Below are 21,711 nucleotides of genomic sequence, written 5' to 3'. Positions count from 1 at the left end.
GATCCTGACCATGAGCACTACTCCAAGCACCACCGAACTGGATCAAAGCCTGCTTTATCCATCGCCCTACAAAGAATTCTGGCATGCCTTCTCCAGAAACAAGGGCGCCGTTGCGGGCCTGATCTTCATGATCATCATCGTGTTCTGCGCGATCTTTGCCCCGTGGGTTGCCCCCCACAATCCGAGCGAGCAATACCGTGACTTCCTGCTGACCCCGCCGGTCTGGCTTGAAGGCGGCCAGTGGCAGTTCCTGCTCGGTACCGACGAGCTGGGCCGTGACTTGCTGTCACGCCTGATCGAAGGTTCGCGCCTGTCGCTGCTGATCGGTTTGTCGTCCGTGGTCATCTCCCTGATTCCGGGCGTGATCCTGGGCCTGTTTGCCGGGTTTTTCCCGCGCCTGCTCGGCCCGGGCATCATGCGTCTGATGGACATCATGCTGGCCCTGCCGTCCCTGCTGCTGGCGGTGGCGATTGTTGCCATCCTCGGCCCTGGCCTGATCAACACCGTCATCGCCATTGCTGTGGTTTCGTTGCCGTCCTATGTGCGACTGACCCGTGCCGCCGTCATGGGCGAACTGAACCGCGACTACGTGACCGCTGCCCGCCTGGCGGGCGCCAGCTTGCCGCGCCTGATGTTCATCACCGTGCTGCCCAACTGCATGGCACCACTGATCGTTCAGGCCACCTTGAGCTTTTCCTCGGCGATTCTCGACGCCGCTGCACTGGGCTTCCTGGGCCTTGGCGTACAACCGCCAACCCCTGAGTGGGGCACCATGCTGGCTTCGGCCCGTGACTACATCGAACGTGCCTGGTGGGTCGTGAGCCTGCCCGGCCTGACCATTTTGCTCAGCGTGCTGGCAATCAACCTGATGGGCGACGGCCTGCGCGATGCGCTGGACCCGAAACTCAAGAACGCCGCCTGAGGAGATTCCAATGTCACTGTTAGAAATCAAGAATCTCAACGTCCGCTTTGGCGACGCGACGGCCGTGCCGGTCGTCGATGGCCTGAGTCTGTCTGTGGATAAAGGCGAAGTCCTGGCCATTGTTGGCGAATCGGGGTCCGGTAAATCGGTCACCATGATGGCGCTGATGGGCCTGATCGAGCATCCCGGTATCGTGACCGCCGATGCGCTGAACTTCGACGGCAAGAACATGCTGACCCTCAGCGCCCGTCAACGCCGCCAGATCGTCGGCAAAGACATGGCGATGGTCTTCCAGGACCCGATGACCGCGCTGAACCCCAGCTACACCGTGGGTTTCCAGATTGAGGAAGTGCTGCGTCTGCACCTGAAGATGTCGAAAAAAGAAGCACGCAAACGGGCCATCGAACTGCTGGAAAAAGTCGAAATCCCTGGCGCCGCCAGCCGCATGGACGCCTATCCGCACCAATTGTCAGGAGGCATGAGCCAACGCGTGGCCATTGCCATGGCGATTGCCGGCGAACCCAAACTGCTGATCGCTGACGAACCGACCACTGCACTGGATGTGACCATCCAGGCCCAGATCATGGACCTGCTGCTCAACCTGCAGCGCGAACAAAACATGGGACTGGTACTGATCACTCACGACCTGGCCGTGGTCGCCGAAACGGCCCAGCGCGTATGCGTCATGTACGCCGGCCAAGCGGTAGAGGTCGGCAACGTGCCAGGGCTGTTTGACGTGCCGGCGCACCCCTACAGCGAAGCCCTGCTGGCCGCGATCCCTGAACACAGCATGGGCGCCGCCCGCCTGGCCACCTTGCCCGGCATCGTGCCGGGGCGTTACGACCGCCCGAAAGGCTGCCTGTTGTCGCCACGCTGCCCCTACGTACAAGAACAATGCCGTCAACAACGTCCTGAGCTGGAGCAAAAGGCTCACAGTCAGGTGCGCTGCTTCTTCCCCTTGAATCAGGAGGTGGCGTAATGACTGTTGTTCTGACCGCCCGTGACCTAACCCGTCACTACGAAGTATCCCGTGGCCTGTTCAAAGGCCATGCGCTGGTGCGCGCACTCAACGGCGTATCGTTTGAGCTTGAAGCGGGAAAAACCCTGGCCGTGGTGGGCGAATCAGGTTGTGGCAAGTCCACCCTGGCCCGCGCCCTGACCCTGATCGAAGAGCCATCCTCCGGCTCATTGAAAATTGCCGGCCAAGAAGTCACGGGGGCCAACAAGGCCGAGCGCAAGCAACTGCGCAAAGACGTGCAGATGGTGTTCCAGAGCCCTTACGCCTCGCTCAACCCGCGGCAGAAAGTGGGTGATCAACTGGCTGAGCCGCTGCTGATCAACACCACACTGAGCGCCAGCGAACGCCGCGAAAAAGTCCAGGCCATGATGAAACAGGTGGGTCTGCGACCTGAGCATTACCATCGCTACCCGCACATGTTCTCGGGCGGCCAGCGCCAGCGAATTGCCCTGGCACGGGCCATGATGCTGCAACCCAAAGTGCTGGTGGCGGACGAACCGACTTCCGCGCTGGACGTATCGATTCAGGCGCAGGTACTCAACCTGTTCATGGATCTGCAGCAGGAATTCAACACCGCCTACGTGTTTATTTCCCACAACTTGGCGGTGGTGCGGCATGTGGCCGACACGGTATTGGTGATGTACCTGGGCCGCCCGGTAGAAATGGGCCCCAAGGAAGAGATCTATACCCGACCGCTGCACCCCTACACCCAGGCGTTGCTGTCGGCGACACCCACCATCCACCCGGACCCGCTCAAGCCTAAAATCAAGATCGTGGGCGAGTTGCCCAACCCGCTGAACCCGCCATCAGGCTGCGCCTTCCACAAGCGCTGCCCGTATGCCACTGACGTGTGCAGAACTGACGAACCCATCTTGCGTCTGCTCGACAACCGCCAGGTTGCCTGCCATCACGCGGAGCAGTTTCTAACTGACTGACGCTTATGTGGGAGCGGGCTTGCTCGCTCCCACCGTTCAGAAACTACGTCTGGCTATCGCCTTCGTCGCCCTCTTCACCGTCATCGCCGTTATCACCGCTGCCACCGCCATCCGCGCCGCCGTCACCATCCGTCTGGTCGTCATCCCCCGAACTGCCGCCCTGCCCCTGATCACCCGGCTCCGAGTCCGATTTGTAGATGGCATGAACCGTCGGTCCCGGCACGCCAGTCGCCGAATACCCGGCTGGATGACTGGCCCAAGCTGCAGAAGCACTCATCGACAACAACACCAGCACTTTGAGCAACAACACAATGCGTTGAAAAAGCTTCATGGCGATTTCCATCCTGTTGTGGGAAAAACACCCTTTAAACCTAGTTCGCCCCCTTCAGCTTTTCCAGAAACACACAGGCTGCGATATACCCATTCGGAGTTACGCAGCCGCGTTTATCGATACTTTGTGGCGGGGCTTCTCCCCCTTGTAGCCGTTGACGAGCAGCGCGAGGCTACGTCCGGCTGCGTAGCAGTCGTAAAACCAATCAGCAGTGATGTATCAGGTGCACCGTACTTACCGGATTTATGACAATTGCATCGTCGGACGTAGCCTCGCACTGCTCGTCAACTGCTACAGACACTTTTCTGGCCGTGTATTCACTACCTGACGCAGGCCAAAAAAAAGCGAAGCCCAACGGCTTCGCTTTTTTTCAACCAGACGCCTGAGCCCTTAGTGGTGCTCACGGGTCGCACGGAACTTCACATCCGGCCAGCGCTCTTCCATCAACGCCAGGTTTACGCGCGTCGGCGCCAGGTAGGTCAGGTGACCACCGCCATCAATGGCCAGGTTTTCCACAGCCTTGATCTTGAACTCTTCGAGCTTTTTCTTATCGCTGCAATCGATCCAGCGTGCCGACCAAACGGTGATCGGCTCGTAGGAGCATTCCACTTTGTATTCGCCTTTCAAGCGGCTCGCGACCACATCGAACTGCAACACACCCACAGCGCCCAGGATGATGTCGTTGCTGCGCTCCGGGAAGAACACCTGAGTGGCGCCCTCTTCGGCCAGTTGCTGCAGACCCTGACGCAGTTGCTTGGACTTGAGCGGATCGCGCAGACGAACGCGACGGAACAATTCCGGGGCGAAGTGCGGGATACCGGTAAAGCTCAGGCTCTCGCCTTCGGTGAAGGTGTCGCCGATCTGGATCGTGCCGTGGTTGTGCAAACCGATGATGTCGCCCGCAAACGCCTCTTCGAGCTGTTCACGCTCCGAAGAGAAGAAAGTCAGCGCGTCGCCGATTCGTACGTCCTTGCCGGTACGCACGTGACGCATTTTCATGCCCTTTTCGTACTTGCCCGAGCAAATGCGCATAAAGGCGATACGGTCACGGTGTTTTGGGTCCATGTTTGCCTGGATCTTGAACACGAAGCCGGTGAATTTCTCTTCAACAGGCTCAACGGTGCGCTCGTTGGCAACACGGGCCAATGGCTTGGGCGCCCAGTTCACAACGGCATCAAGCACGTGGTCGACACCAAAATTGCCCAATGCCGTACCGAAGAACACCGGGGTCAACTGGCCATCGAGGAACTCCTGCTGGTTGAATTCATGGCAGGCGCCCTGAACCAGTTCCAGTTGATCGACGAAGCGCTGGTACTCGTCACCCAGGTGGGCGCGGGCTTCATCGGAATCGAGTTTTTCGATGATTTTGGTTTCGGTGCGCTCATGACCGTGACCGGCGGTGTAGACGATGATGTAGTCGTCTGCCAGGTGGTAAACACCCTTGAAGTCACGGTAGCAACCAATCGGCCAGGTGATCGGCGCCGCCTTGATTTTCAGGACCGCCTCGATCTCGTCCAGCAACTCGATCGGGTCGCGGATATCGCGGTCGAGTTTGTTGATAAAGCTGACGATGGGCGTGTCACGCAGACGACAGACGTCCATCAGGGCGATGGTCCGTGGCTCTACGCCCTTACCGCCATCGAGCACCATCAGGGCCGAGTCGACCGCGGTCAGGGTGCGATAGGTGTCTTCGGAGAAGTCTTCGTGGCCCGGGGTGTCGAGCAGGTTGATCATGTGGTCGCGATACGGGAACTGCATGACCGACGTGGTAATCGAAATACCCCGTTGCTTCTCCATTTCCATCCAGTCGGAGGTGGCATGGCGGTCGGACTTTCGCGATTTCACCGTACCGGCGACAGCAATCGCCTTACCCATCAGCAAGAGCTTTTCGGTGATGGTGGTCTTACCCGCATCGGGGTGGGAAATAATAGCGAAAGTGCGGCGTTTCGCGACTTCGGCGGCCTGGTTGGTCATGGGAAATCGCCTGACGATTGATTCAAAAAAGGGCGCGGATTATAGCCTAAAACCGGGCACTACAGCCACCGTTGGTACCCTTGCCCGTCGGACAAGGGTGGCAATGTGCCGTAAATAATGTGAACCTTTTAAACAGTGGAGGCGTCCACTCTCCTGATACGACAAACCGTCAGGGGCTGAAATATCAGCAAGTTAGCCTGACGAGGCTGCGCTAATGACAGGTGATGAGGGCGCTTTTCGCACTCCCCTGTTGCTCTTCGCGAACATGATTGTCGGCAGCCAGAAATGGTAATGCCACGAGACGATGTGTTCGCCGACTGAAAAAAAGGAGTCCGTCTGTGGCAAATCGCTATGGAAAAGGGCTTATTGGAGGTGCGGTTGTGATCGCGCTCCTGGCCCTGTTGGTCCACTGGATCGGCATCAGCACTATCGAACACTATCAAGATGATTTGTTGTTCTACCTGCAAGCCCACCTGTACCTGGTACTCGCTTCAATGCTCGCCGCCCTCCTTGTAGGGATACCCGCCGGCATTTTCCTCAGCCGACCGAACATGGCCGGACGTGCGGAACGCTTCATGCAAGTCTTCAACATCGGCAACACCGTCCCTCCGCTGGCCGTACTGGCCATTGCCCTGGGTTTTCTGGGGATCGGTAGCGGTCCTGCCATCTTCGCCCTGTTTCTGGCCTCGTTGCTGCCCATCGTGCGCAACACCTATGAAGGCTTGAAAAACGTACAGGGTTCGCTCAAGGAAGCCGCCGTCGGCATCGGCATGACCCCACGCCAGGTGCTGTGGCGAGTCGAATTGCCCAACGCCGTGCCCATCATCATGGGCGGTGTACGGGTCGCACTGGCGATCAACGTCGGTACGGCACCCCTGGCGTTCCTGATCGGCGCCAATAGCCTGGGCAGCCTGATTTTCCCCGGCATCGCCCTCAACAATCAGCCGCAACTGATCCTCGGCGCAGCCTGTACCGCGCTGCTGGCATTGCTGCTCGATGGCCTGGTGATACTCATCAGCCGCCGATGGTTGGAACGCGGTCTGCGACCTGTTTAAGGTCCGGCTGAGCAAAGGAATACCCATGAAAAAAATAAGCTTCTTACTAGGCTGCATCCTGCTGTGCGCAGGAATTGTCCAGGCCGCAGAAAAACCCCTGATTCGTATCGGGGCGCGAGTGTTTACCGAGCAAACCCTGCTCGCTGAAATCACGTCCCAATACCTCAACAGCAAAGGTTACAACGCCAAGGTGACTGGCGGGCTTGGCAGCAGCCTGGCGCGCTCGGCCCAAGAGTCGGGGCAACTGGACATGGTGTGGGAATACACCGGCGTATCGCTGGTGGCTTACAACCACATCACCGACAAACTCGACAGCCAGCAATCCTACGACCGGGTTAAAGAGGTCGATGCAAAAAAAGGACTGATCTGGCTGCACCCGTCCAAGTTCAGCAACACCTACGCGCTGGCCCTGCCACAGAAAGTGGCCGAGGCGTTTCCGGACATCAACAGCATCAGTGACCTGAACAAGGCACTGCGTGACCCGGAAAACAAAAACGCACTGGTGGCACTGGACACCGAGTTCGCCAACCGCTCCGATGGTTTGCTGGGCATGGTCAAGCTCTACGACATGGACCTGACCCGCCGCAATATTCGTCAGATGGACGCAGGCCTGGTCTACACCGCACTGAAAAACGGCCAGGTATTTGCCGGGCTGGTGTACACCACGGACGGCCGCTTGAGTGCCTTCAACCTCAAGTTGCTGGACGACGACCTGCATTACTTCCCGGACTACACCGCCGCGCCGGTCGTGAGCAAAGCCTATCTCGATGCCCACCCGGACCTGGAAGCGCTGCTCAAACCCCTGGCCGATCTGTTTGACGACGAAACCATGCGCCAGCTCAACGCGCGGGTCGACGTGAACCACGAAAGCCCCTCCACGGTGGCCGCAGATTTCCTGCGCCAGCATCCACTCAACTAAGGAAAAGACATGGAATTTTTGAACGCCTTTTCCCATATGGACTGGTCGCTAGTCTTACAACTGACCCTTCAGCACATCAGCCTGGTCGGCATCGCCGTGATTCTGGCGATTCTGATCGGCGTGCCGCTGGGTGTGTTGATGACACGCTTCCCGACACTGGCCGGCCCTCTGCAAGCCAGCGCCACCGTGCTGCTGACCATTCCGTCCATTGCCCTGTTCGGCCTGCTGCTGCCGTTCTACTCCAAGTTCGGCCAGGGCCTGGGCCCGATGCCGGCCATCACGGCGGTGTTTCTTTATTCACTGCTGCCCATCATGCGCAACACCTTCCTGGCCCTCACCGGCGTGGAACCGGGCATTCGCGAAGCCGCCCGCGGCATCGGCATGACCTTTGGCCAGCGCCTGCGCATGGTTGAACTGCCCATCGCGGTACCCGTGATTCTCGCCGGCGTACGCACCGCCGTGGTGATGAACATCGGCGTCATGACCATCGCCGCCACCATCGGTGCTGGCGGTCTGGGTGTACTTATTCTTGCTGCAATCAGCCGTAGCGACATGTCGATGCTGATCGTCGGCGCCGTGCTGGTCAGTGTTCTGGCCATCATCGCCGACCTGCTTCTGCAATGGCTGCAACGCTCGCTGACTCCAAAAGGACTGCTCAAATGATCGAACTTCAAAACCTCAGCAAAACATTCCAAAGCAACGGCAAAGACGTAAAAGCCGTGGACTCGGTAAGCCTGACCGTCAACGAAGGCGAGATCTGTGTGTTCCTCGGGCCTTCGGGTTGCGGTAAAAGCACCACGCTGAAAATGATCAACCGCCTGATCAAGCCCACTTCCGGCAAGATCCTGATCAACGGCGAAGACACCACCGACCTCGACCCGGTGACCCTGCGTCGCAATATCGGTTATGTGATCCAGCAGATCGGCCTGTTCCCCAACATGACCATCGAAGAAAACATCACCGTCGTGCCGCGCCTGCTGGGCTGGGACAAGCAAAAGTGCCATGACCGTGCCCGCGAACTGATGAGCATGATCAAGCTTGAACCCAAGCAGTACCTCAACCGTTATCCGCGCGAACTGTCGGGTGGCCAGCAACAGCGGATCGGGGTGATTCGCGCCCTGGCCGCTGACGCACCGCTGCTATTGATGGATGAACCGTTTGGCGCGGTCGACCCGATCAACCGCGAGATGATCCAGAACGAATTCTTCGAGATGCAACGGGCGCTGAACAAGACCGTGATCATGGTCAGCCACGACATCGACGAAGCGATCAAGCTGGGTGACAAGATTGCGATCTTCCGTGGTGGCAAGTTGTTGCAGATGGATCATCCCGACACCCTGCTCGCGCACCCGGCCGACGACTTTGTCAGCAACTTCGTGGGCCAGGACAGCACGCTCAAGCGCCTGCTGCTGGTCAAGGCCGAAGACGCGGCGGACAACGCGCCGTCGGTGAGCCCGGAAACCCCGGTGGCCGAAGCGCTGGAACTGATGGACGAACTCGACCGTCGCTATGTCGTCGTGACATGTGCCGACAACAAGGCACTGGGCTATGTGCGCCGTCGCGACCTGCACCGCCAGAGCGGTACGTGCGGCCAGTACCTGCGCGAATTCACCGCCACTGCCGCGTCCGAGGAACACTTGCGCATCCTGCTGTCGCGCATGTATGAGTTCAACCGTTCGTGGTTGCCGGTCATGGACACCGAGCGTGTGTTCCAGGGTGAAGTGACGCAAGAGTCGATTGCCGCCTACCTGAGCTCGGGCCGCTCACGTGGGGCCAAGACCAGCATTGTCTCGCCGGCAGATATTGCGTTGGCGTAACTGCTCTCGGCGCTGGCCTGCATCCCGATGCAGGCGACTCGATCGTTTTGCTTGACCGCGTTGAGGCCATCGCGGGCAAGCCACGCTCCCACAAGGACGAAAGCCCCTGTGGGAGCGGGCTTGCTCGCGACACTGGCGACTCGGTCACTCTGTTTACCCGCCCTTGCGGCCCCCGTAAAAGCGCTGCGCGCGAACTCCTCAGTGTCACAAAGGTCGGTTACTTAAATAGCTGTCCGCGCGCCCACGACGAACGCGTACAAAAACGCGACATTTTTTGTTGATCTCAACGCACTCACCCCCTAAAGTTCGCGCCGAACATCCATGCTGGAAACGATCCATCCGGCTCAAGTACTGACGACGAGACAGCAAGGTCCATTTACCTTTTTTGCTTTCGGCGGACATGCCTTGGGAAGTAGGCGAACCAAAGTGGGGATACGGAGGATGTTCAGTTGCGCCCATTTATTTATGACGTTTGCCACTAGGAGTCCCTCAGCATGTCGATCAAGGTCGAAGACTATTACGCGCGCGATACCTTCAACAAAATGAAGGCCTTCGCTGACACCCAGGAAACCCCGTTCGTGGTGATCGACACCGCCATGATCAGCAAGGCTTACGATGACCTGCGTGCAGGCTTCGAATTTGCCAAGGTGTACTACGCAGTCAAAGCCAACCCAGCCGTCGAAATCATCGACCTGCTGCGCGACAAGGGTTCGAGCTTCGACATCGCTTCGATCTACGAGTTGGACAAAGTGATGGACCGAGGTGTTAGCCCGGATCGCATCAGCTACGGCAACACCATCAAGAAATCCAAAGACATTCGCTACTTCTACGACAAAGGCGTGCGCCTGTTCTCCACCGACTCCGAAGCTGACCTGCGCAACATCGCCAAGGCGGCTCCAGGTTCGAAGATCTACGTTCGTATTCTGACTGAAGGCTCGACCACGGCTGACTGGCCTTTGTCGCGCAAATTCGGCTGCCAGACCGATATGGCCATGGACTTGCTGATCCTGGCCCGTGACCTGGGCCTGGTGCCGTACGGCATTTCGTTCCACGTGGGCTCACAGCAACGGGACATCAGCGTCTGGGATGCGGCCATCGCCAAGGTCAAAGTGATCTTCGAGCGCCTGAAAGAAGAAGACGGCATCGTTCTCAAGCTGATCAACATGGGCGGCGGCTTCCCGGCCAACTACATCACCCGTACCAACAGCCTGGAAACCTACGCCGAAGAGATCATTCGCTTCCTGAAGGAAGACTTCGGTGACGACCTGCCGGAAATCATTCTGGAGCCGGGCCGTTCGCTGATTGCCAACGCCGGTATCCTGGTCAGTGAAGTGGTACTGGTAGCCCGTAAATCCCGCACCGCCGTGGAGCGCTGGGTTTACACCGACGTGGGCAAATTCTCTGGCCTGATCGAAACCATGGACGAAGCCATCAAGTTCCCGATCTGGACTGAAAAGAAAGGCGAAATGGAAGAAGTCGTGATTGCCGGCCCAACGTGCGACAGCGCCGACATCATGTACGAAAACTACAAGTACGGCCTGCCGCTGAACCTGGCGATCGGTGATCGTCTGTACTGGCTATCGACCGGTGCCTACACCACCAGCTACAGCGCGGTTGAGTTCAATGGCTTCCCGCCGCTGAAGTCTTTCTACCTGTAAAAACAACCCCCCCGGCCAAGTGGCTGGGGGGGCTGTCATTACCGTCTAGCGACTGATCCGCCGCAAGAAACGCTGAAACCCTGCCAGCTCTGCCGATGCCTGCTGCATCGCGTTAGCGTTGACCTCTGTGGTCGAATGAGCACGGCTGATAAACACCCCAAGCCCCCTGACAACCAACCTCATGTTGTCAACCCAGTACGCCCGAGCCTCAACCAGTTCGGCGTGACGCCTGATTTTCTCTGCACGCTCTTTCAATACCCGAGCATCTGTCACGTTTTGGTTTTGCAGCACTCTCACGTCAGATAACGTGTCGGTTATTTTGTTGCGTGCCTGAGTCAAGGCAAACAAGCGATAGCCACCGTCAAAAAAGCCAAGGTACTGCGTCAGGCGCTCAAGAGCCGCCACGACCACATCCGCCTCTGCTTTTCCAACCAGTGCCGACGTTAAAAGCGTCTGGATGTGCTCGGCGGTCGGCAGTAAATCCCTTATGTGATCCAGCCAGGTTCGGGATTGAAGAATAGTGACGGCAGCGTCTATAACCTGTTTATCTGCCCTCAACTTGTCTTTTTGTACTTGCAGCATGACCGCCTGCTGTTCCAACTCATCAAGCCGGGCTGCATCATACGCCAGCAAGGGATCAGAATAATGTTCCAGGTTGAGCCCTTCACCTTCATCGACCCATAATGCTATTTGATGTTTGGCGGCCCCAACAGCACTTACAATGCGACCGACCCGCAGGGCACAGGTATCATTGAGCGCACTTAATGCAGAGGCTTGCACTTCAACGGCCAACGCGGTATGAGCATGAATGGCCCCCCACTGTTCCAGCAGCCCTTCGAAACCCGCGCTGTCCACCACCACTTCCAGATGGCGTACTTGATCGACAATAGTGCGCGCACTATTGCTCAGGTTTTTGGCGGCCAGGTTCAAACGTTCTTGTAAAGATGGAATAAAATCGTATTCACGATTCACCGCCACCGCATTGAACTTTCTCAGTCCGGCAAACACACCCGGCATATCAGGATTTTCAAACACCATGAGTCCACTGTCCCTATTCATGAATTAAGTCCCTTTACTCAATGACGCCCATCAATAATTTCATTAAACGCGTTGGATATCTGCACGCTGTAGTCTTTAACACGCGTCCAGGGATTCAACAGTTGTGAAAAATCCAGCTTGAACCGGTGTAGCCGGGCAAGGTCATCCACTCCCTCCAACTGATAGGCTGCTTCATCGAGGTATTTGGCAATGTAGCCCCAGACTTGCGCCAATTGCTTGGCTCCCTGTTCGGCGCCGAGCATACGGCTGCGCAAATCTGTAAAGCGCTGCTGAGTGGCATCCAGCACAATGGCCAGCCTTTCCTGCTCATGACTGCCTTGTCTTGCGACTTCGCGCTCGGCAATCAGCTTGTTTTTTCGGGCCCGCGTCGCTTCGGCTTTCGCACCAAATATCCCGCCCGTGATGGCCAGGCCTACAGGCCCCAGAAAAATCCCTGAATGGCCATACAACACTTGGGTTTTATAGTCCTTGATCAACTGATCTATTTCACTGTCCAGCTCTTTAATACGCTCGACCAGCACTTCGCGCTCCCTGGAGTGCCCTCTCTTGGCATACGCATCTAGCTTGCCGTTGACTTCGTGAATCAACTCGTCAGACAACACCCGCTCAAACTCGGCTGCCAAGGCACCCACCGCCGTGGCTTTATTAATATAAGCGTCGGTGTCTTTTTTAATCAGCAGTACGTATTCCCTGATAATACGGACGGCCTTGAGTTCTGTTGAGTTCAGAACAATCGCCTTCAACTCGGCTTCTTCTGACTCGGTCAACTCATCAAGGGTCCCCGTAAGAAAGCGCTCGAATTCGATCTTATTGATCAGTTCAATAATGCCATTGGCCGTTGTAATAAAACTGTCCGAAAACCTGTTAAGTTGCCGACTAAGCTCTTTTGTATCACGCTCCAGCGCCGACCATGTGCCGGCGTGTTGCACAACACGCTGATGAAACGACTGGATACTTGCAGGCTCCAGCCCCGGCACGTTCTCTGTATTCGCCCCGAACCATGCCACGATCTTATTGTAATCGACCGGTAATGTTCGCGACTCACGCACATAAGCACGGACACTGTGTATATCACTGCGCCGAATAATAAACCCCAGCTCATCTTTTGAAACCGCGGCGTTCTTTTCACCCGCCAACACCTTAATATACTGCGAGGGCAAGTAGATGGCCGCTTCCAAGGACGTCATTTCCTCAAGCGGCCTGGCATCTTCAACACTCTCAACGAGGGCGTAATTATCACCTTGCATATTAAATCCCTTTAAATAATTATCCTGCCAAAACAGGATCAATCTTCAAAGGGCATCAATCAATTACACTATTACCCGGCAACTCGTAAGACAACGATAAAAACAAAAAAGAATACGTACCCTAACAATCCGTGGCCCATTCAGATCTTCTAAAACACCGCGTACGAGCATTACCCGCCGCGGCGTAATGACTGTCAGTCGCCGCTTTCCTGCAGCGTATGGATGCGCGCTTGCCAAAGGTCGCTCATTGCCCTGACACGTGGCTCCCTGGCCTCCTGCAGGGCCAGGTAACTCACGCGCAAGAAGTTCAGGTTGCCTTGCGCCAATGCACGCTCAAACCAGATCAAGGCCTCATCAACATGACCGGACTCGGCGAGTACCGAGGCATGGCTGAACTGGCCACGAAAATCACCGCCAAGGGCTGAGCGCTCGTACCAGAAGCACGCCGCCTTTTTATCTGCCGGGCAATACACGCCCTCTTCGAGATAACGCCCCAGCAGATTCATCGACTTGGCATGGCCAGCCTGTGCTGCCACTCCATACAAGGTGAACGCTGCACCCTGGTCTTGCGCCACACCGCGACCGGTAGCCAGCAAGTTGGCGTAGTTGTAGAGCGCCCAATCCAGCCCGGCCTCTGCTGCCTGACGATATTCCAGGCTGGCCAGCGTGCAATCCACAGGCCCGCCCCAGCCATGCTCCCAGCAACGTCCGAGCATGTTGCGGGCCATGAGGTGGCCGCCATTGGCCGCGATTTGAAACCAGCGCTTGGCCAGCACCGGGTCGCGCTCAATGCCCTGGCCGTCGAGCAGAATCTGACCCAGCAAGGCCTGACCGTCCACAATGCCCTCCTTGGCCGCCATCAAGATGGCCTGGGCAGCTTTCGCCGGGTTTTCAGCCAGCATGGTGCGCAATTGGTCACCATCGAGCACTTCTTCACGGCGCAGTTGAAAGTTCATGGCTAGACCTCGGCCCAGCGGCGCAACAGGTTGTGATAGGTGCCTGTGAGCTGGATGAGGGAGGGATGATCGGGTACGTCGCGGGTCAGTTGCTGGATCGCGCCATCCATTTCAAACAGCAAGGTGCGCTGGCTGTCTTCACGCACCAGGCTTTGGGTCCAGAAAAACGATGCAAAGCGCGCTCCCCGAGTAACCGCATTGACCTTGTGCAAGCTGGTGCCGGGGTACAGCACCATATCGCCAGCAGGCAGTTTGACTTGCTGCACACCGTAGGTGTCCTGAATCACCAGTTCACCGCCGTCATAGTCTTCGGGATCGCTAAAAAACAAGGTGGCCGACAGATCCGTGCGTACCCGCTCGGGGCTGCCTCTGGGCTGACGCACAGCATTGTCGATATGAAAGTCGAAGCTGCCGCCCCCGGTGTAGCAGTTCACCAAGGGCGGAAAGACTTTGTGCGGTAACGCTGCCGACATGAACAGCGGATTTTTCCAGAGCCGGTCCATCATCGCTGCACCAATTTCCTTGGCTAACGGATGGTCTTCGGGCAGTTGCAGATTGTGCTTGGCCTTGGCGGATTGAAAGCCGGCAGTGATTTTGCCGTCAGCCCATTCAGTCTGCTGCAGCGCCTCACGGATGCGCTGCACCTCTTCACGGGAGAACAAGCCGGGGATATGCAGCAACATTACGCAGCACCTGATAGCAAAGGGATGGCAATGGTATTGATTCTTATTGAATGTGTAAAACCCTGTTGCGCCCCTGTAGACGAACGAGTGTGAAAAAACCGTAAAGGCAATTTGTAAAGATTGTAAATTTAGCGCTAATAGTAATGCCTCTCAATTGATAGTCAGAATTGTTTGCCATATATTTCGCGGCTCAAATTCTGGGGGAAGGGATCTTAAAATGTCGCGCCAACAATTAAAAATACCCGTCAGCTCACCACGCTTGCTGGCTTCGGCCATCGGTGTTGCTATCACTGCGAGCTCTGCAGCCCATATGGCTCAGGCCGCTGAAAGCACTGAGAGCAAGGCACAGGGCAACAGTATTTCCCTTGGCGCGACTACCGTTACTGGCGAACAGACCGAGCAGTCTTATCAAGTCGAGAAAGCCAGCTCGTCCAAGTACACCGCGCCGCTGATCGACACCCCCCGCTCGATCACCATCATTCCGCAGCAACTGATCAAAGACACCGCAGCCACCTCGCTGCAGGACGCATTGCGCACCGTGCCGGGCATTACTTTCGGCGCAGGCGAAGGCGGCAACCCACAGGGCGACCGTCCATTTATCCGCGGGTTTGACGCTCAGGGCGACACCTATCTGGATGGCGTGCGTGACACGGGTGCGCAAAGCCGCGAGATCTTCGCCGTAGAAAACATTGAAGTTGCCAAAGGCCCGAATTCGGCCTTCGGTGGTCGCGGCGCAGCGGGCGGCACCATCAACATGGTGAGTAAAAAAGCCCACCTGGGTAACTCCATTGATGGCGGCTGGACCTGGGGTTCGGATCAGACCCAACGCTACACAATGGATGGCAACTATCAGTTCAGCGACACCGTTGCAGGCCGTCTTAACCTGATGAGCCATGAAAGCAACGTGGCCGGTCGCGACAAGGTCAATTACGACCGCTGGGGTATTGCGCCTTCCCTGGCCTTTGGTCTGGGCACCGATACCCGCTTCAACGTCGACTACTACCACATGGAAAGTAACGACCTGCCGGATTCGGGCATTCCTTACGGTTATTCCGTTGGCAATACCCACACGGCTGCCAGCCCGGATAAACCGAACAACGGCGGCGACAGCAGCAACTTCTACGGCCTGACTGACCGCGACTTCCGCAAAACCCGCGCTGATATCACGACTTTTGCGTTTGAGCATGATTTCAGTGACGACCTGCACATCAAGAACACCCTGCGCCACGGCAACTCCATGCAGGACTACATCCTGACCCAGCCGGATGACAGTAAAGGCAACGTCAACAATGGCAGCGTGTGGCGTCGTGCAAATACTCGCGTCAGCAACACCGCGACCACGACCAACCAGACCGACCTGTTTGGTGATGTGTACATCGCAGGGTTCAAAAACAGCTACTCCACCGGTATCGAACTCAGCCGCGAAACCAGCAGCAAGTCGTCCTATAACGTTAACACCGATACCACCCCGGGCAGCGCTGGCTCCAGTACCAACTGCACACCTGGCATGATCGGCGCACCAAGCGGCTGGAACTGTACCTCCCTGGGCAACCCGAACCCGGATGATCCGTGGAGCGGCTCGATCTCACGCAACTACGCGGGTACCGATACCGCCAGTACCACTCGCGCCATTTATGTCATGGACACTCTGGAGCTGACTCCGGAATGGTTGCTGAACATGGGCCTGCGTTACGACCATTTCGACACCAAGTACAAGACGTACACCGGTGCTGGCGCAACGACTGCCAAAGGCTCCGACACCAGCGACTTCTTCTCTGGCCAGTTGGGTCTGGTGTGGAAAGTACGGCCTAACGGCAGCATCTATGTGTCCTACGCTACCTCGGCGACACCTCCGGGTTCGATGCTGGGTGACGGTAACGAAACCAATACGCTGCCTGGTACTACAGATCGCACCGGCAGACTGCTGGCCAGCGACATGGAGCCGGAAGAAACCACCAACTACGAAATCGGTACCAAGTGGGATGTACTCAACGACCGCCTGTCCCTGGCAGCTGCGATCTTCCGTACCGAAAAAGAAAACACCCGCGTACAAACAGATGCCACCACCTACGAAAACGCCGGTAAAACCCGCGTCGACGGGATTGAGCTTTCTGCTACCGGTAAAATCACTGACAAATGGCAAGTCTTCGCAGGTTACAGCTACCTGGACGGCAAGCAGCAGGATGGCGGCCCTCTGAACAAGGCCACCGATGGCAACAAATTGCCTAACACGCCACGAAACAGCGCAAGCCTGTGGACTACCTATGCAATTACGCCAAAGCTGACTGTCGGTGGCGGTGCGTTCTACGTGGATGACGTCTTCGGCAACGTTGCTAACTCGACGTATGTGCCGTCCTACACCCGCTACGACGCAATGGCCAGCTACAAGCTGACCAAAAATATCGACCTGCAACTGAACGTGCAAAACCTGACAGACAAGACCTACTACGACAAAGCATTCTCGACTCACTTCGCCAATCAGGCGGCGGGCCGTACAGCCTTGTTGACCACCAGCTTGCACTTCTAATTCGAAGTTGAGCTGTACAGAGCCCCGCCCATCCAATGGTCGGGGCTTTTGTGTAGCCGCTGACGAGGCACGAGGCTGCGATGCGGGCCGCAGGACCACCGATGGGGGCTGCTGCGCAGCCCATCGCAGCCTCGTGCCTCGTCAGCGGCTACAAGTCTTGAAACATTCAATTGAGCAAGCAAGGCGGTCGTCGTGTTTAAGAAAACACTTTTTCAGCTGCACTGGTTTTTCGGGATCACCGCAGGGCTGGTTCTGGCCTTGATGGGGATAACCGGCGCCACGGTGTCGTTCCAGGACGAGTTGCTGAACTTGCTCAACCCTTCGGTACTCAAGGTCGAAAAACTCGACAGCGGCGTGCTGCCACCCGCCGAGCTGGTGCGCAGGGTCGAGGCCACTGAAGGCAAGCAGGTTTCAATGCTGTGGGTGGGCGTGGACAGCGGCACTGCTGCGCGAATCTTCTTTACCCCGCCACCGGGCGAGCGGCGTGGCCAGATGCGCTATGTCGACCCCTATACCGGCACCTATCAGGGTGAGGCCAACGGCCAGGGCTTTTTCGACCTGATGCTGCAACTGCACCGTTTTCTGGCCATGGGCCAAACCGGTCGCCAGATCACCGGCGCCTGTACCCTGATGCTGATTTTCTTCTGCCTGTCGGGGCTGTACTTGCGTTGGCCGCGCAAAGCGCTGAACTGGCGTGCCTGGTTGACGCTGGACTGGGCGAAAAAAGGTCGCAGCTTTAACTGGGACCTGCACGCGGTCGCAGGCACCTGGTGCATGATCTTTTACCTGCTGGCGGCCCTGACCGGTTTGTCATGGTCTTACGAGTGGTACAACAAGGGCCTGCAAAAGCTGTTTTCCGACACCCCCAACAGCCAGCAACGCAAAGGCGGCCGCGGCCAACCAGGGCCTGCGGGGCCGGCTCCGGTGGCCGACTACGACGCCATCTGGGCCAGTATTCAGAAAGCCGCGGGACCGGACCTGAGCACCTACAACGTGCGCATGCCGCCAGTGGCAGGACAACCCGCCACGGTGTTCTACCTGCTCAACAGCTCGCCCCACGAGCGTGCGTTCAACCAGATCACGCTCGACCCCGCCACCGGCGCGGTGAAGAAACACGATCGCTTTGAAGCCAAAAGCTACAAGGCACAATTGCTCAGCAGCATTTACGCCCTCCATGTGGGCAGCTACTGGGGCCTGACCGGTCGAATTCTGGTGACCATCGCCAGCCTGACCATGCCGCTGTTCTTTATTACCGGCTGGTTGTTGTACCTGGACCGTCGCCGTAAAAAGCGTCAGATCAAACAGGCACGCCAGGGGTTTGCCGCGGTCAGCAACGATGCGCCGTCATGGCTGATCGGCTTTGCCAGCCAAAGCGGCTTTGCCGAGCAATTGGCCTGGCAGACTGCCGGACAACTGCAGGCGGCCGGTCTGCCAGTGCGGGTTCAGCCCTTGGGGGCGCTCAACGAAGACGACTTGCAACAGGCGAGCAACGCTCTGTTTGTGGTCAGCACCTTTGGCGATGGGGAAGCGCCCGACAGCGCCCGTGGTTTTGAACGCAAAATCCTCGGCCAGCCTCTGGGGCTGAACACGCTCAAGTATTCCGTGCTCGCGCTGGGCGACCGCCAATACCCGCACTTTTGTGGTTTTGCCACCCGGGTCCAGCAATGGCTGAGCGAGCGTGGGGCCCAAGCGTTGTTTAGCCCGGTGCAGGTCGACAGCGGTGATGCCGAGGCGCTTCATCAGTGGCAGCAACAGCTCAGCCAGCTCACCGGCGGCGCGCCGAGCGCCAACTGGCAGGCACCGAGCTACAACAACTGGAGCCTTGATCACCGCGAACTGCTCAACCCCGGCAGCAGCGGTTCGGGGGTTTATCTGCTGGCGCTCACCCCACCCGATGGGAACGCCTCCTGGCAGGCCGGTGATTTGGTTGAAGTCATGCCAAGGCAGTCCACGTGGGCCGTCGAGCACTTCCTTGACGGCCTGGGTCTTTCGGCCAACTCCCCGGTGCAACTCGACGGCCTGCAAGAAACCCTGGCCCAGGCACTGGGCGGCCGCCAACTGCCGGACAATCGCGCTCACCTGGTGGGCATGCACGCCCAGGCGCTGGTCGACGCATTAGTCCCGCTGAACATGCGCGAATACTCCATTGCCTCGATCCCCGAGGATGGGTCATTGCAATTGATCGTGCGTCAGGAGCGGCATGCCGATGGCAGTCTGGGGATTGGTTCGGGCTGGCTGACGGAACATGCCGCCATCGGCTCGGCGATCAGCCTGCGTGTGCGGCGCAACAGCGGTTTTCATCTGCCCGCCGAACCCGTGCCGCTGATTCTGCTCGGTAATGGCACCGGTCTGGCAGGGCTGCGCAGCTTGCTCAAGGCACGGATCGCCCAAGGACAGCAGCGCAATTGGTTGTTCTTTGGCGAGCGTAACGCCGAGCACGACTTTTATTGCCGCGATGAACTGCAAGGCTGGCTGGCCAGCGGTGATCTGGCACGCCTGGATCTGGCATTCTCGCGGGATCAGGCACAGAAGGTCTACGTGCAGGATCGCTTGCGTGAGTCGGGTGATGAAGTGCGTCAATGGCTGGCAGACGGTGCCGCTATTTATATCTGCGGCAGTTTGCAGGGGATGGCCGCGGGTGTGGACCAGGCACTGATCGACATGCTGGGGGCTGAAGCGGTGGAGTTGCTGATCGAGCAGGGGCGCTATCGCCGCGATGTGTACTAGAGGTTTTCTCTCGGGTTACTAGCCCGACTCCTGTGGGAGCGGGCTTGCTCGCGAAAGGCTCAATGCGGTGAATCAGATCAACTGCATCAAGTGCATCGCGAGCAAGCCCGCTCCCACAAGGTATTGGCTACCGGGCAACTACGCCTTGGCTGTCTCCAGCGCCATTTCCACCGGCTCCGGCCGCTTGATCACCGCATACACCACCGCAGTCAACAGGCTGCCCGCCACAATCGCCAGCAAGTACAGCAGCGCATGGTTGATCGCATTCGGGATCAGCAGCACGAACAAGCCGCCGTGCGGTGCCATCAGCTTGCAGCCGAAGTACATCGACAATGCGCCCGTCAACGCGCCACCCAGGATGCTCGCCGGAATAACCCGCAGCGGGTCTTTGGCAGCAAACGGGATCGCACCTTCAGAAATAAAGCACAGCCCCAGCACCAGCGCCGCTTTGCCCGCCTCACGCTCGGTTTGAGCGAACTTGCGCCGCGCCAGGAAGGTCGCAATGCCCAGCCCGATCGGCGGCACCATGCCCGCCGCCATCGTGGCCGCCATCGGTGCATAACTCTGGGAAGCCAGCAGCCCGACCGAAAACGCATACGCCGCCTTGTTGATAGGCCCGCCAAGGTCGACACACATCATCCCGCCCAGCAACACACCCAACAGAATGGCGTTGGTGGTGCCCATGCTGTCGAGGAAGTGGGTGAGGCCCTCGAGCATCCCGGCAACCGGCTTGCCCACCACGTAGATCATCACCAGGCCGGTAAACAGGCTGGCGAACAACGGGATGATCAGAATCGGCTTCAAGGCTTCCAGGCTTTGCGGCAATTGCAGATAGCGATTGATCGCCTTGGCGCAATAGCCCGCGATAAACCCGGCAATGATCCCGCCGATAAACCCGGCACCCAGCGTGCTCGCCAACAGACCGCCAATCATCCCCGGCGCCAGGCCCGGACGGTCGGCAATCGAGTAGGCGATGTAACCCGCCAGCAGCGGCACCATCAGTTTGAACGCAGCGTCACCACCGATTTGCATCAGGGCTGCCGCCAGCGTGCCGGGCTCTTTATAGGCAGAGATGCCAAACACGAAGGACAACGCGATCAGCAGACCGCCCGCCACCACCATCGGCAGCATGAACGACACGCCGGTCAGCAAATGTTTGTAGACCCCGGTTTTTTCTTGCTTGGCCGGTGCTGAGCCGCCCGTCGCGGCGCTCTCTTGCTGGCCTTCGGCCAATGCCTTGTTCAGGGTGGCTTCGGCTTGTTTGAGGGCAATGCCGGTGCCGCAGCGGTAAATCTTTTTGCCGGCAAAGCGCTCGGCAGGCACTTCGATATCTGCCGCCAACAGCACCACATCGGCGTCCCGGATGGCCTCGGCGCTCAACGGATTGCGCGCACCGACCGAGCCCTGGGTTTCTACCTGCAGTTCGTAGCCCAATCGCTTGGCCGCCTGCTGCAAGGCTTCGGCCGCCATGAACGTGTGGGCAACGCCGGTCGGGCATGCCGTGACGGCGACGATTTTAGGTGCGCGCTTCTCGCTCTCGACCGGGGCCGAGGATGGCGCAGGCGACGTGTAGATTTGCGCCTCTTTGATCCCGCGCAGCAACACGGCCTCTACATCCTGCAGGGCCTGGGCCGGGGTGCTCTGAAATACCCGTTTGCCAATAAAACGCTGCATGTCCAGCGGTGTACTGCTGACCAGCAAAACCCACTCGGCTTCGTCGAGGGTGGCCGCCGACAATTGGCGTTCCGGGTGCTTGGGATCATGCACTTCAACGCTGGTGCTCCAGCCCTGGCGCTGCGCGGCGGCATCGAGCAATCGGGCGCATAGCACGCTGGTCACCATGCCGTTGGGGCAGCCCGTCACAATGGCTAATTTCATGTGTA

General features: G+C 58.1%; 17 protein-coding genes. 10 read left to right on the top strand and 7 right to left on the bottom strand.

Annotated features, from left to right (window positions below; genetic code table 11):
• Window positions 1-10 precede the first annotated feature (10 nt).
• From V6P94_RS07210 to V6P94_RS07200, 3 genes are read left to right on the top strand one after another with little or no spacing between them, the layout of a single operon-like run.
• Complete coding sequence (locus V6P94_RS07210; RefSeq protein ID WP_133078878.1) at window positions 11-922, top strand: ABC transporter permease subunit; 912 nt, start codon at window positions 11-13, stop codon at window positions 920-922.
• Window positions 923-932: 10 nt separating this feature from the next.
• A complete protein-coding gene (locus V6P94_RS07205; protein WP_133078877.1) occupies window positions 933-1,901 on the top strand; it encodes an ABC transporter ATP-binding protein in 969 nt (322 codons plus the stop codon).
• Window positions 1,901-2,875 (top strand): peptide ABC transporter ATP-binding protein, encoded by a 975-nt coding sequence (locus tag V6P94_RS07200; protein ID WP_338649174.1) that lies wholly within the window; start codon window positions 1,901-1,903, stop codon window positions 2,873-2,875. The genes V6P94_RS07205 and V6P94_RS07200 overlap by 1 nt, the downstream gene beginning before the upstream one ends.
• 43 nt (window positions 2,876-2,918) lie before the next feature.
• Here V6P94_RS07200 and V6P94_RS07195 read toward each other — a convergent pair whose 3' ends face one another.
• Together V6P94_RS07195 and V6P94_RS07190 are read right to left on the bottom strand one after the other, a co-directional pair.
• Entirely contained in the window at window positions 2,919-3,206 is a 288-nt protein-coding gene (locus V6P94_RS07195; RefSeq protein ID WP_133078875.1) for a hypothetical protein, read from the bottom strand.
• 390 nt (window positions 3,207-3,596) lie between these two features.
• Entirely contained in the window at window positions 3,597-5,180 is a 1,584-nt protein-coding gene (locus V6P94_RS07190) for a peptide chain release factor 3 (protein ID WP_019823908.1), read from the bottom strand.
• A gap of 338 nt (window positions 5,181-5,518) precedes the next feature.
• On the opposite strand from V6P94_RS07190, the gene V6P94_RS07185 reads away from it, so the two are divergent.
• The 5 genes from V6P94_RS07185 (at window position 5,519) to V6P94_RS07165 (ending at window position 10,629) form a co-directional block, all read left to right on the top strand.
• Complete coding sequence (locus tag V6P94_RS07185) at window positions 5,519-6,235, top strand: ABC transporter permease (RefSeq protein ID WP_338649171.1); 717 nt, start codon at window positions 5,519-5,521, stop codon at window positions 6,233-6,235.
• A 25-nt stretch (window positions 6,236-6,260) separates the two neighbouring features.
• A complete protein-coding gene (locus tag V6P94_RS07180) occupies window positions 6,261-7,154 on the top strand; it encodes a glycine betaine ABC transporter substrate-binding protein (protein ID WP_338649170.1) in 894 nt (297 codons plus the stop codon).
• A 9-nt stretch (window positions 7,155-7,163) separates the two neighbouring features.
• Window positions 7,164-7,817: an ABC transporter permease gene (locus V6P94_RS07175; RefSeq protein ID WP_133079755.1), complete on the top strand. Its 654-nt coding sequence runs from the start codon at window positions 7,164-7,166 to the stop codon at window positions 7,815-7,817.
• Window positions 7,814-8,971 (top strand): betaine/proline/choline family ABC transporter ATP-binding protein, encoded by a 1,158-nt coding sequence (locus tag V6P94_RS07170; protein ID WP_133079756.1) that lies wholly within the window; start codon window positions 7,814-7,816, stop codon window positions 8,969-8,971. The genes V6P94_RS07175 and V6P94_RS07170 overlap by 4 nt, the downstream gene beginning before the upstream one ends.
• Before the next feature lie 494 nt (window positions 8,972-9,465).
• Window positions 9,466-10,629 (top strand): type III PLP-dependent enzyme, encoded by a 1,164-nt coding sequence (locus V6P94_RS07165; RefSeq protein ID WP_133079757.1) that lies wholly within the window; start codon window positions 9,466-9,468, stop codon window positions 10,627-10,629.
• Window positions 10,630-10,674: 45 nt separating this feature from the next.
• Here the strand turns inward: V6P94_RS07165 and V6P94_RS07160 are convergent, their stop codons facing one another.
• The 4 genes from V6P94_RS07160 to V6P94_RS07145 all read right to left on the bottom strand — a co-directional run bounded on the left by V6P94_RS07160 (window position 10,675) and on the right by V6P94_RS07145 (window position 14,574).
• Complete coding sequence (locus V6P94_RS07160) at window positions 10,675-11,688, bottom strand: alpha-xenorhabdolysin family binary toxin subunit B (protein ID WP_338649169.1); 1,014 nt, start codon at window positions 11,686-11,688, stop codon at window positions 10,675-10,677.
• Window positions 11,689-11,705: 17 nt separating this feature from the next.
• The gene (locus V6P94_RS07155) at window positions 11,706-12,935 is read right to left on the bottom strand and encodes an alpha-xenorhabdolysin family binary toxin subunit A (RefSeq protein ID WP_338649168.1); all 1,230 of its coding nucleotides are present in this window, start codon (window positions 12,933-12,935) and stop codon (window positions 11,706-11,708) included.
• A 194-nt stretch (window positions 12,936-13,129) separates the two neighbouring features.
• Entirely contained in the window at window positions 13,130-13,891 is a 762-nt protein-coding gene (locus tag V6P94_RS07150) for a tetratricopeptide repeat protein (protein ID WP_338649167.1), read from the bottom strand.
• A 2-nt stretch (window positions 13,892-13,893) separates the two neighbouring features.
• Window positions 13,894-14,574: a Fe2+-dependent dioxygenase gene (locus V6P94_RS07145; RefSeq protein WP_133078554.1), complete on the bottom strand. Its 681-nt coding sequence runs from the start codon at window positions 14,572-14,574 to the stop codon at window positions 13,894-13,896.
• Window positions 14,575-14,791: 217 nt separating this feature from the next.
• Here V6P94_RS07145 and V6P94_RS07140 point away from each other — a divergent pair, with 217 nt between their 5' ends.
• Window positions 14,792-17,101: a TonB-dependent siderophore receptor gene (locus V6P94_RS07140; protein WP_338649166.1), complete on the top strand. Its 2,310-nt coding sequence runs from the start codon at window positions 14,792-14,794 to the stop codon at window positions 17,099-17,101.
• 192 nt (window positions 17,102-17,293) lie between these two features.
• Complete coding sequence (locus V6P94_RS07135) at window positions 17,294-19,828, top strand: sulfite reductase flavoprotein subunit alpha (protein ID WP_338649165.1); 2,535 nt, start codon at window positions 17,294-17,296, stop codon at window positions 19,826-19,828.
• A gap of 138 nt (window positions 19,829-19,966) precedes the next feature.
• Here V6P94_RS07135 and V6P94_RS07130 read toward each other — a convergent pair whose 3' ends face one another.
• The gene (locus V6P94_RS07130) at window positions 19,967-21,706 is read right to left on the bottom strand and encodes a PTS fructose-like transporter subunit IIB (RefSeq protein ID WP_326398505.1); all 1,740 of its coding nucleotides are present in this window, start codon (window positions 21,704-21,706) and stop codon (window positions 19,967-19,969) included.
• Window positions 21,707-21,711: the final 5 nt, after the last annotated feature.

Origin of the sequence: Pseudomonas sp. ML2-2023-3 (assembly GCF_037055275.1) — a bacterium.
GTDB lineage: Bacteria > Pseudomonadota > Gammaproteobacteria > Pseudomonadales > Pseudomonadaceae > Aquipseudomonas.
This window is presented reverse-complemented; position numbering and strand designations above follow the sequence as displayed.

Coding starts and splice junctions, on each gene's coding strand:
- V6P94_RS07210 (WP_133078878.1), top strand. CDS start 11: ATGAGCACTACTCCAAGCACCACCGAACTGGATCAAAGCCTGCTTTAT.
- V6P94_RS07205 (WP_133078877.1), top strand. CDS start 933: ATGTCACTGTTAGAAATCAAGAATCTCAACGTCCGCTTTGGCGACGCG.
- V6P94_RS07200 (WP_338649174.1), top strand. CDS start 1,901: ATGACTGTTGTTCTGACCGCCCGTGACCTAACCCGTCACTACGAAGTA.
- V6P94_RS07195 (WP_133078875.1), bottom strand. CDS start 3,206: ATGAAGCTTTTTCAACGCATTGTGTTGTTGCTCAAAGTGCTGGTGTTG.
- V6P94_RS07190 (WP_019823908.1), bottom strand. CDS start 5,180: ATGACCAACCAGGCCGCCGAAGTCGCGAAACGCCGCACTTTCGCTATT.
- V6P94_RS07180 (WP_338649170.1), top strand. CDS start 6,261: ATGAAAAAAATAAGCTTCTTACTAGGCTGCATCCTGCTGTGCGCAGGA.
- V6P94_RS07175 (WP_133079755.1), top strand. CDS start 7,164: ATGGAATTTTTGAACGCCTTTTCCCATATGGACTGGTCGCTAGTCTTA.
- V6P94_RS07170 (WP_133079756.1), top strand. CDS start 7,814: ATGATCGAACTTCAAAACCTCAGCAAAACATTCCAAAGCAACGGCAAA.
- V6P94_RS07165 (WP_133079757.1), top strand. CDS start 9,466: ATGTCGATCAAGGTCGAAGACTATTACGCGCGCGATACCTTCAACAAA.
- V6P94_RS07160 (WP_338649169.1), bottom strand. CDS start 11,688: ATGAATAGGGACAGTGGACTCATGGTGTTTGAAAATCCTGATATGCCG.
- V6P94_RS07155 (WP_338649168.1), bottom strand. CDS start 12,935: ATGCAAGGTGATAATTACGCCCTCGTTGAGAGTGTTGAAGATGCCAGG.
- V6P94_RS07150 (WP_338649167.1), bottom strand. CDS start 13,891: ATGAACTTTCAACTGCGCCGTGAAGAAGTGCTCGATGGTGACCAATTG.
- V6P94_RS07145 (WP_133078554.1), bottom strand. CDS start 14,574: ATGTTGCTGCATATCCCCGGCTTGTTCTCCCGTGAAGAGGTGCAGCGC.
- V6P94_RS07140 (WP_338649166.1), top strand. CDS start 14,792: ATGTCGCGCCAACAATTAAAAATACCCGTCAGCTCACCACGCTTGCTG.
- V6P94_RS07130 (WP_326398505.1), bottom strand. CDS start 21,706: ATGAAATTAGCCATTGTGACGGGCTGCCCCAACGGCATGGTGACCAGC.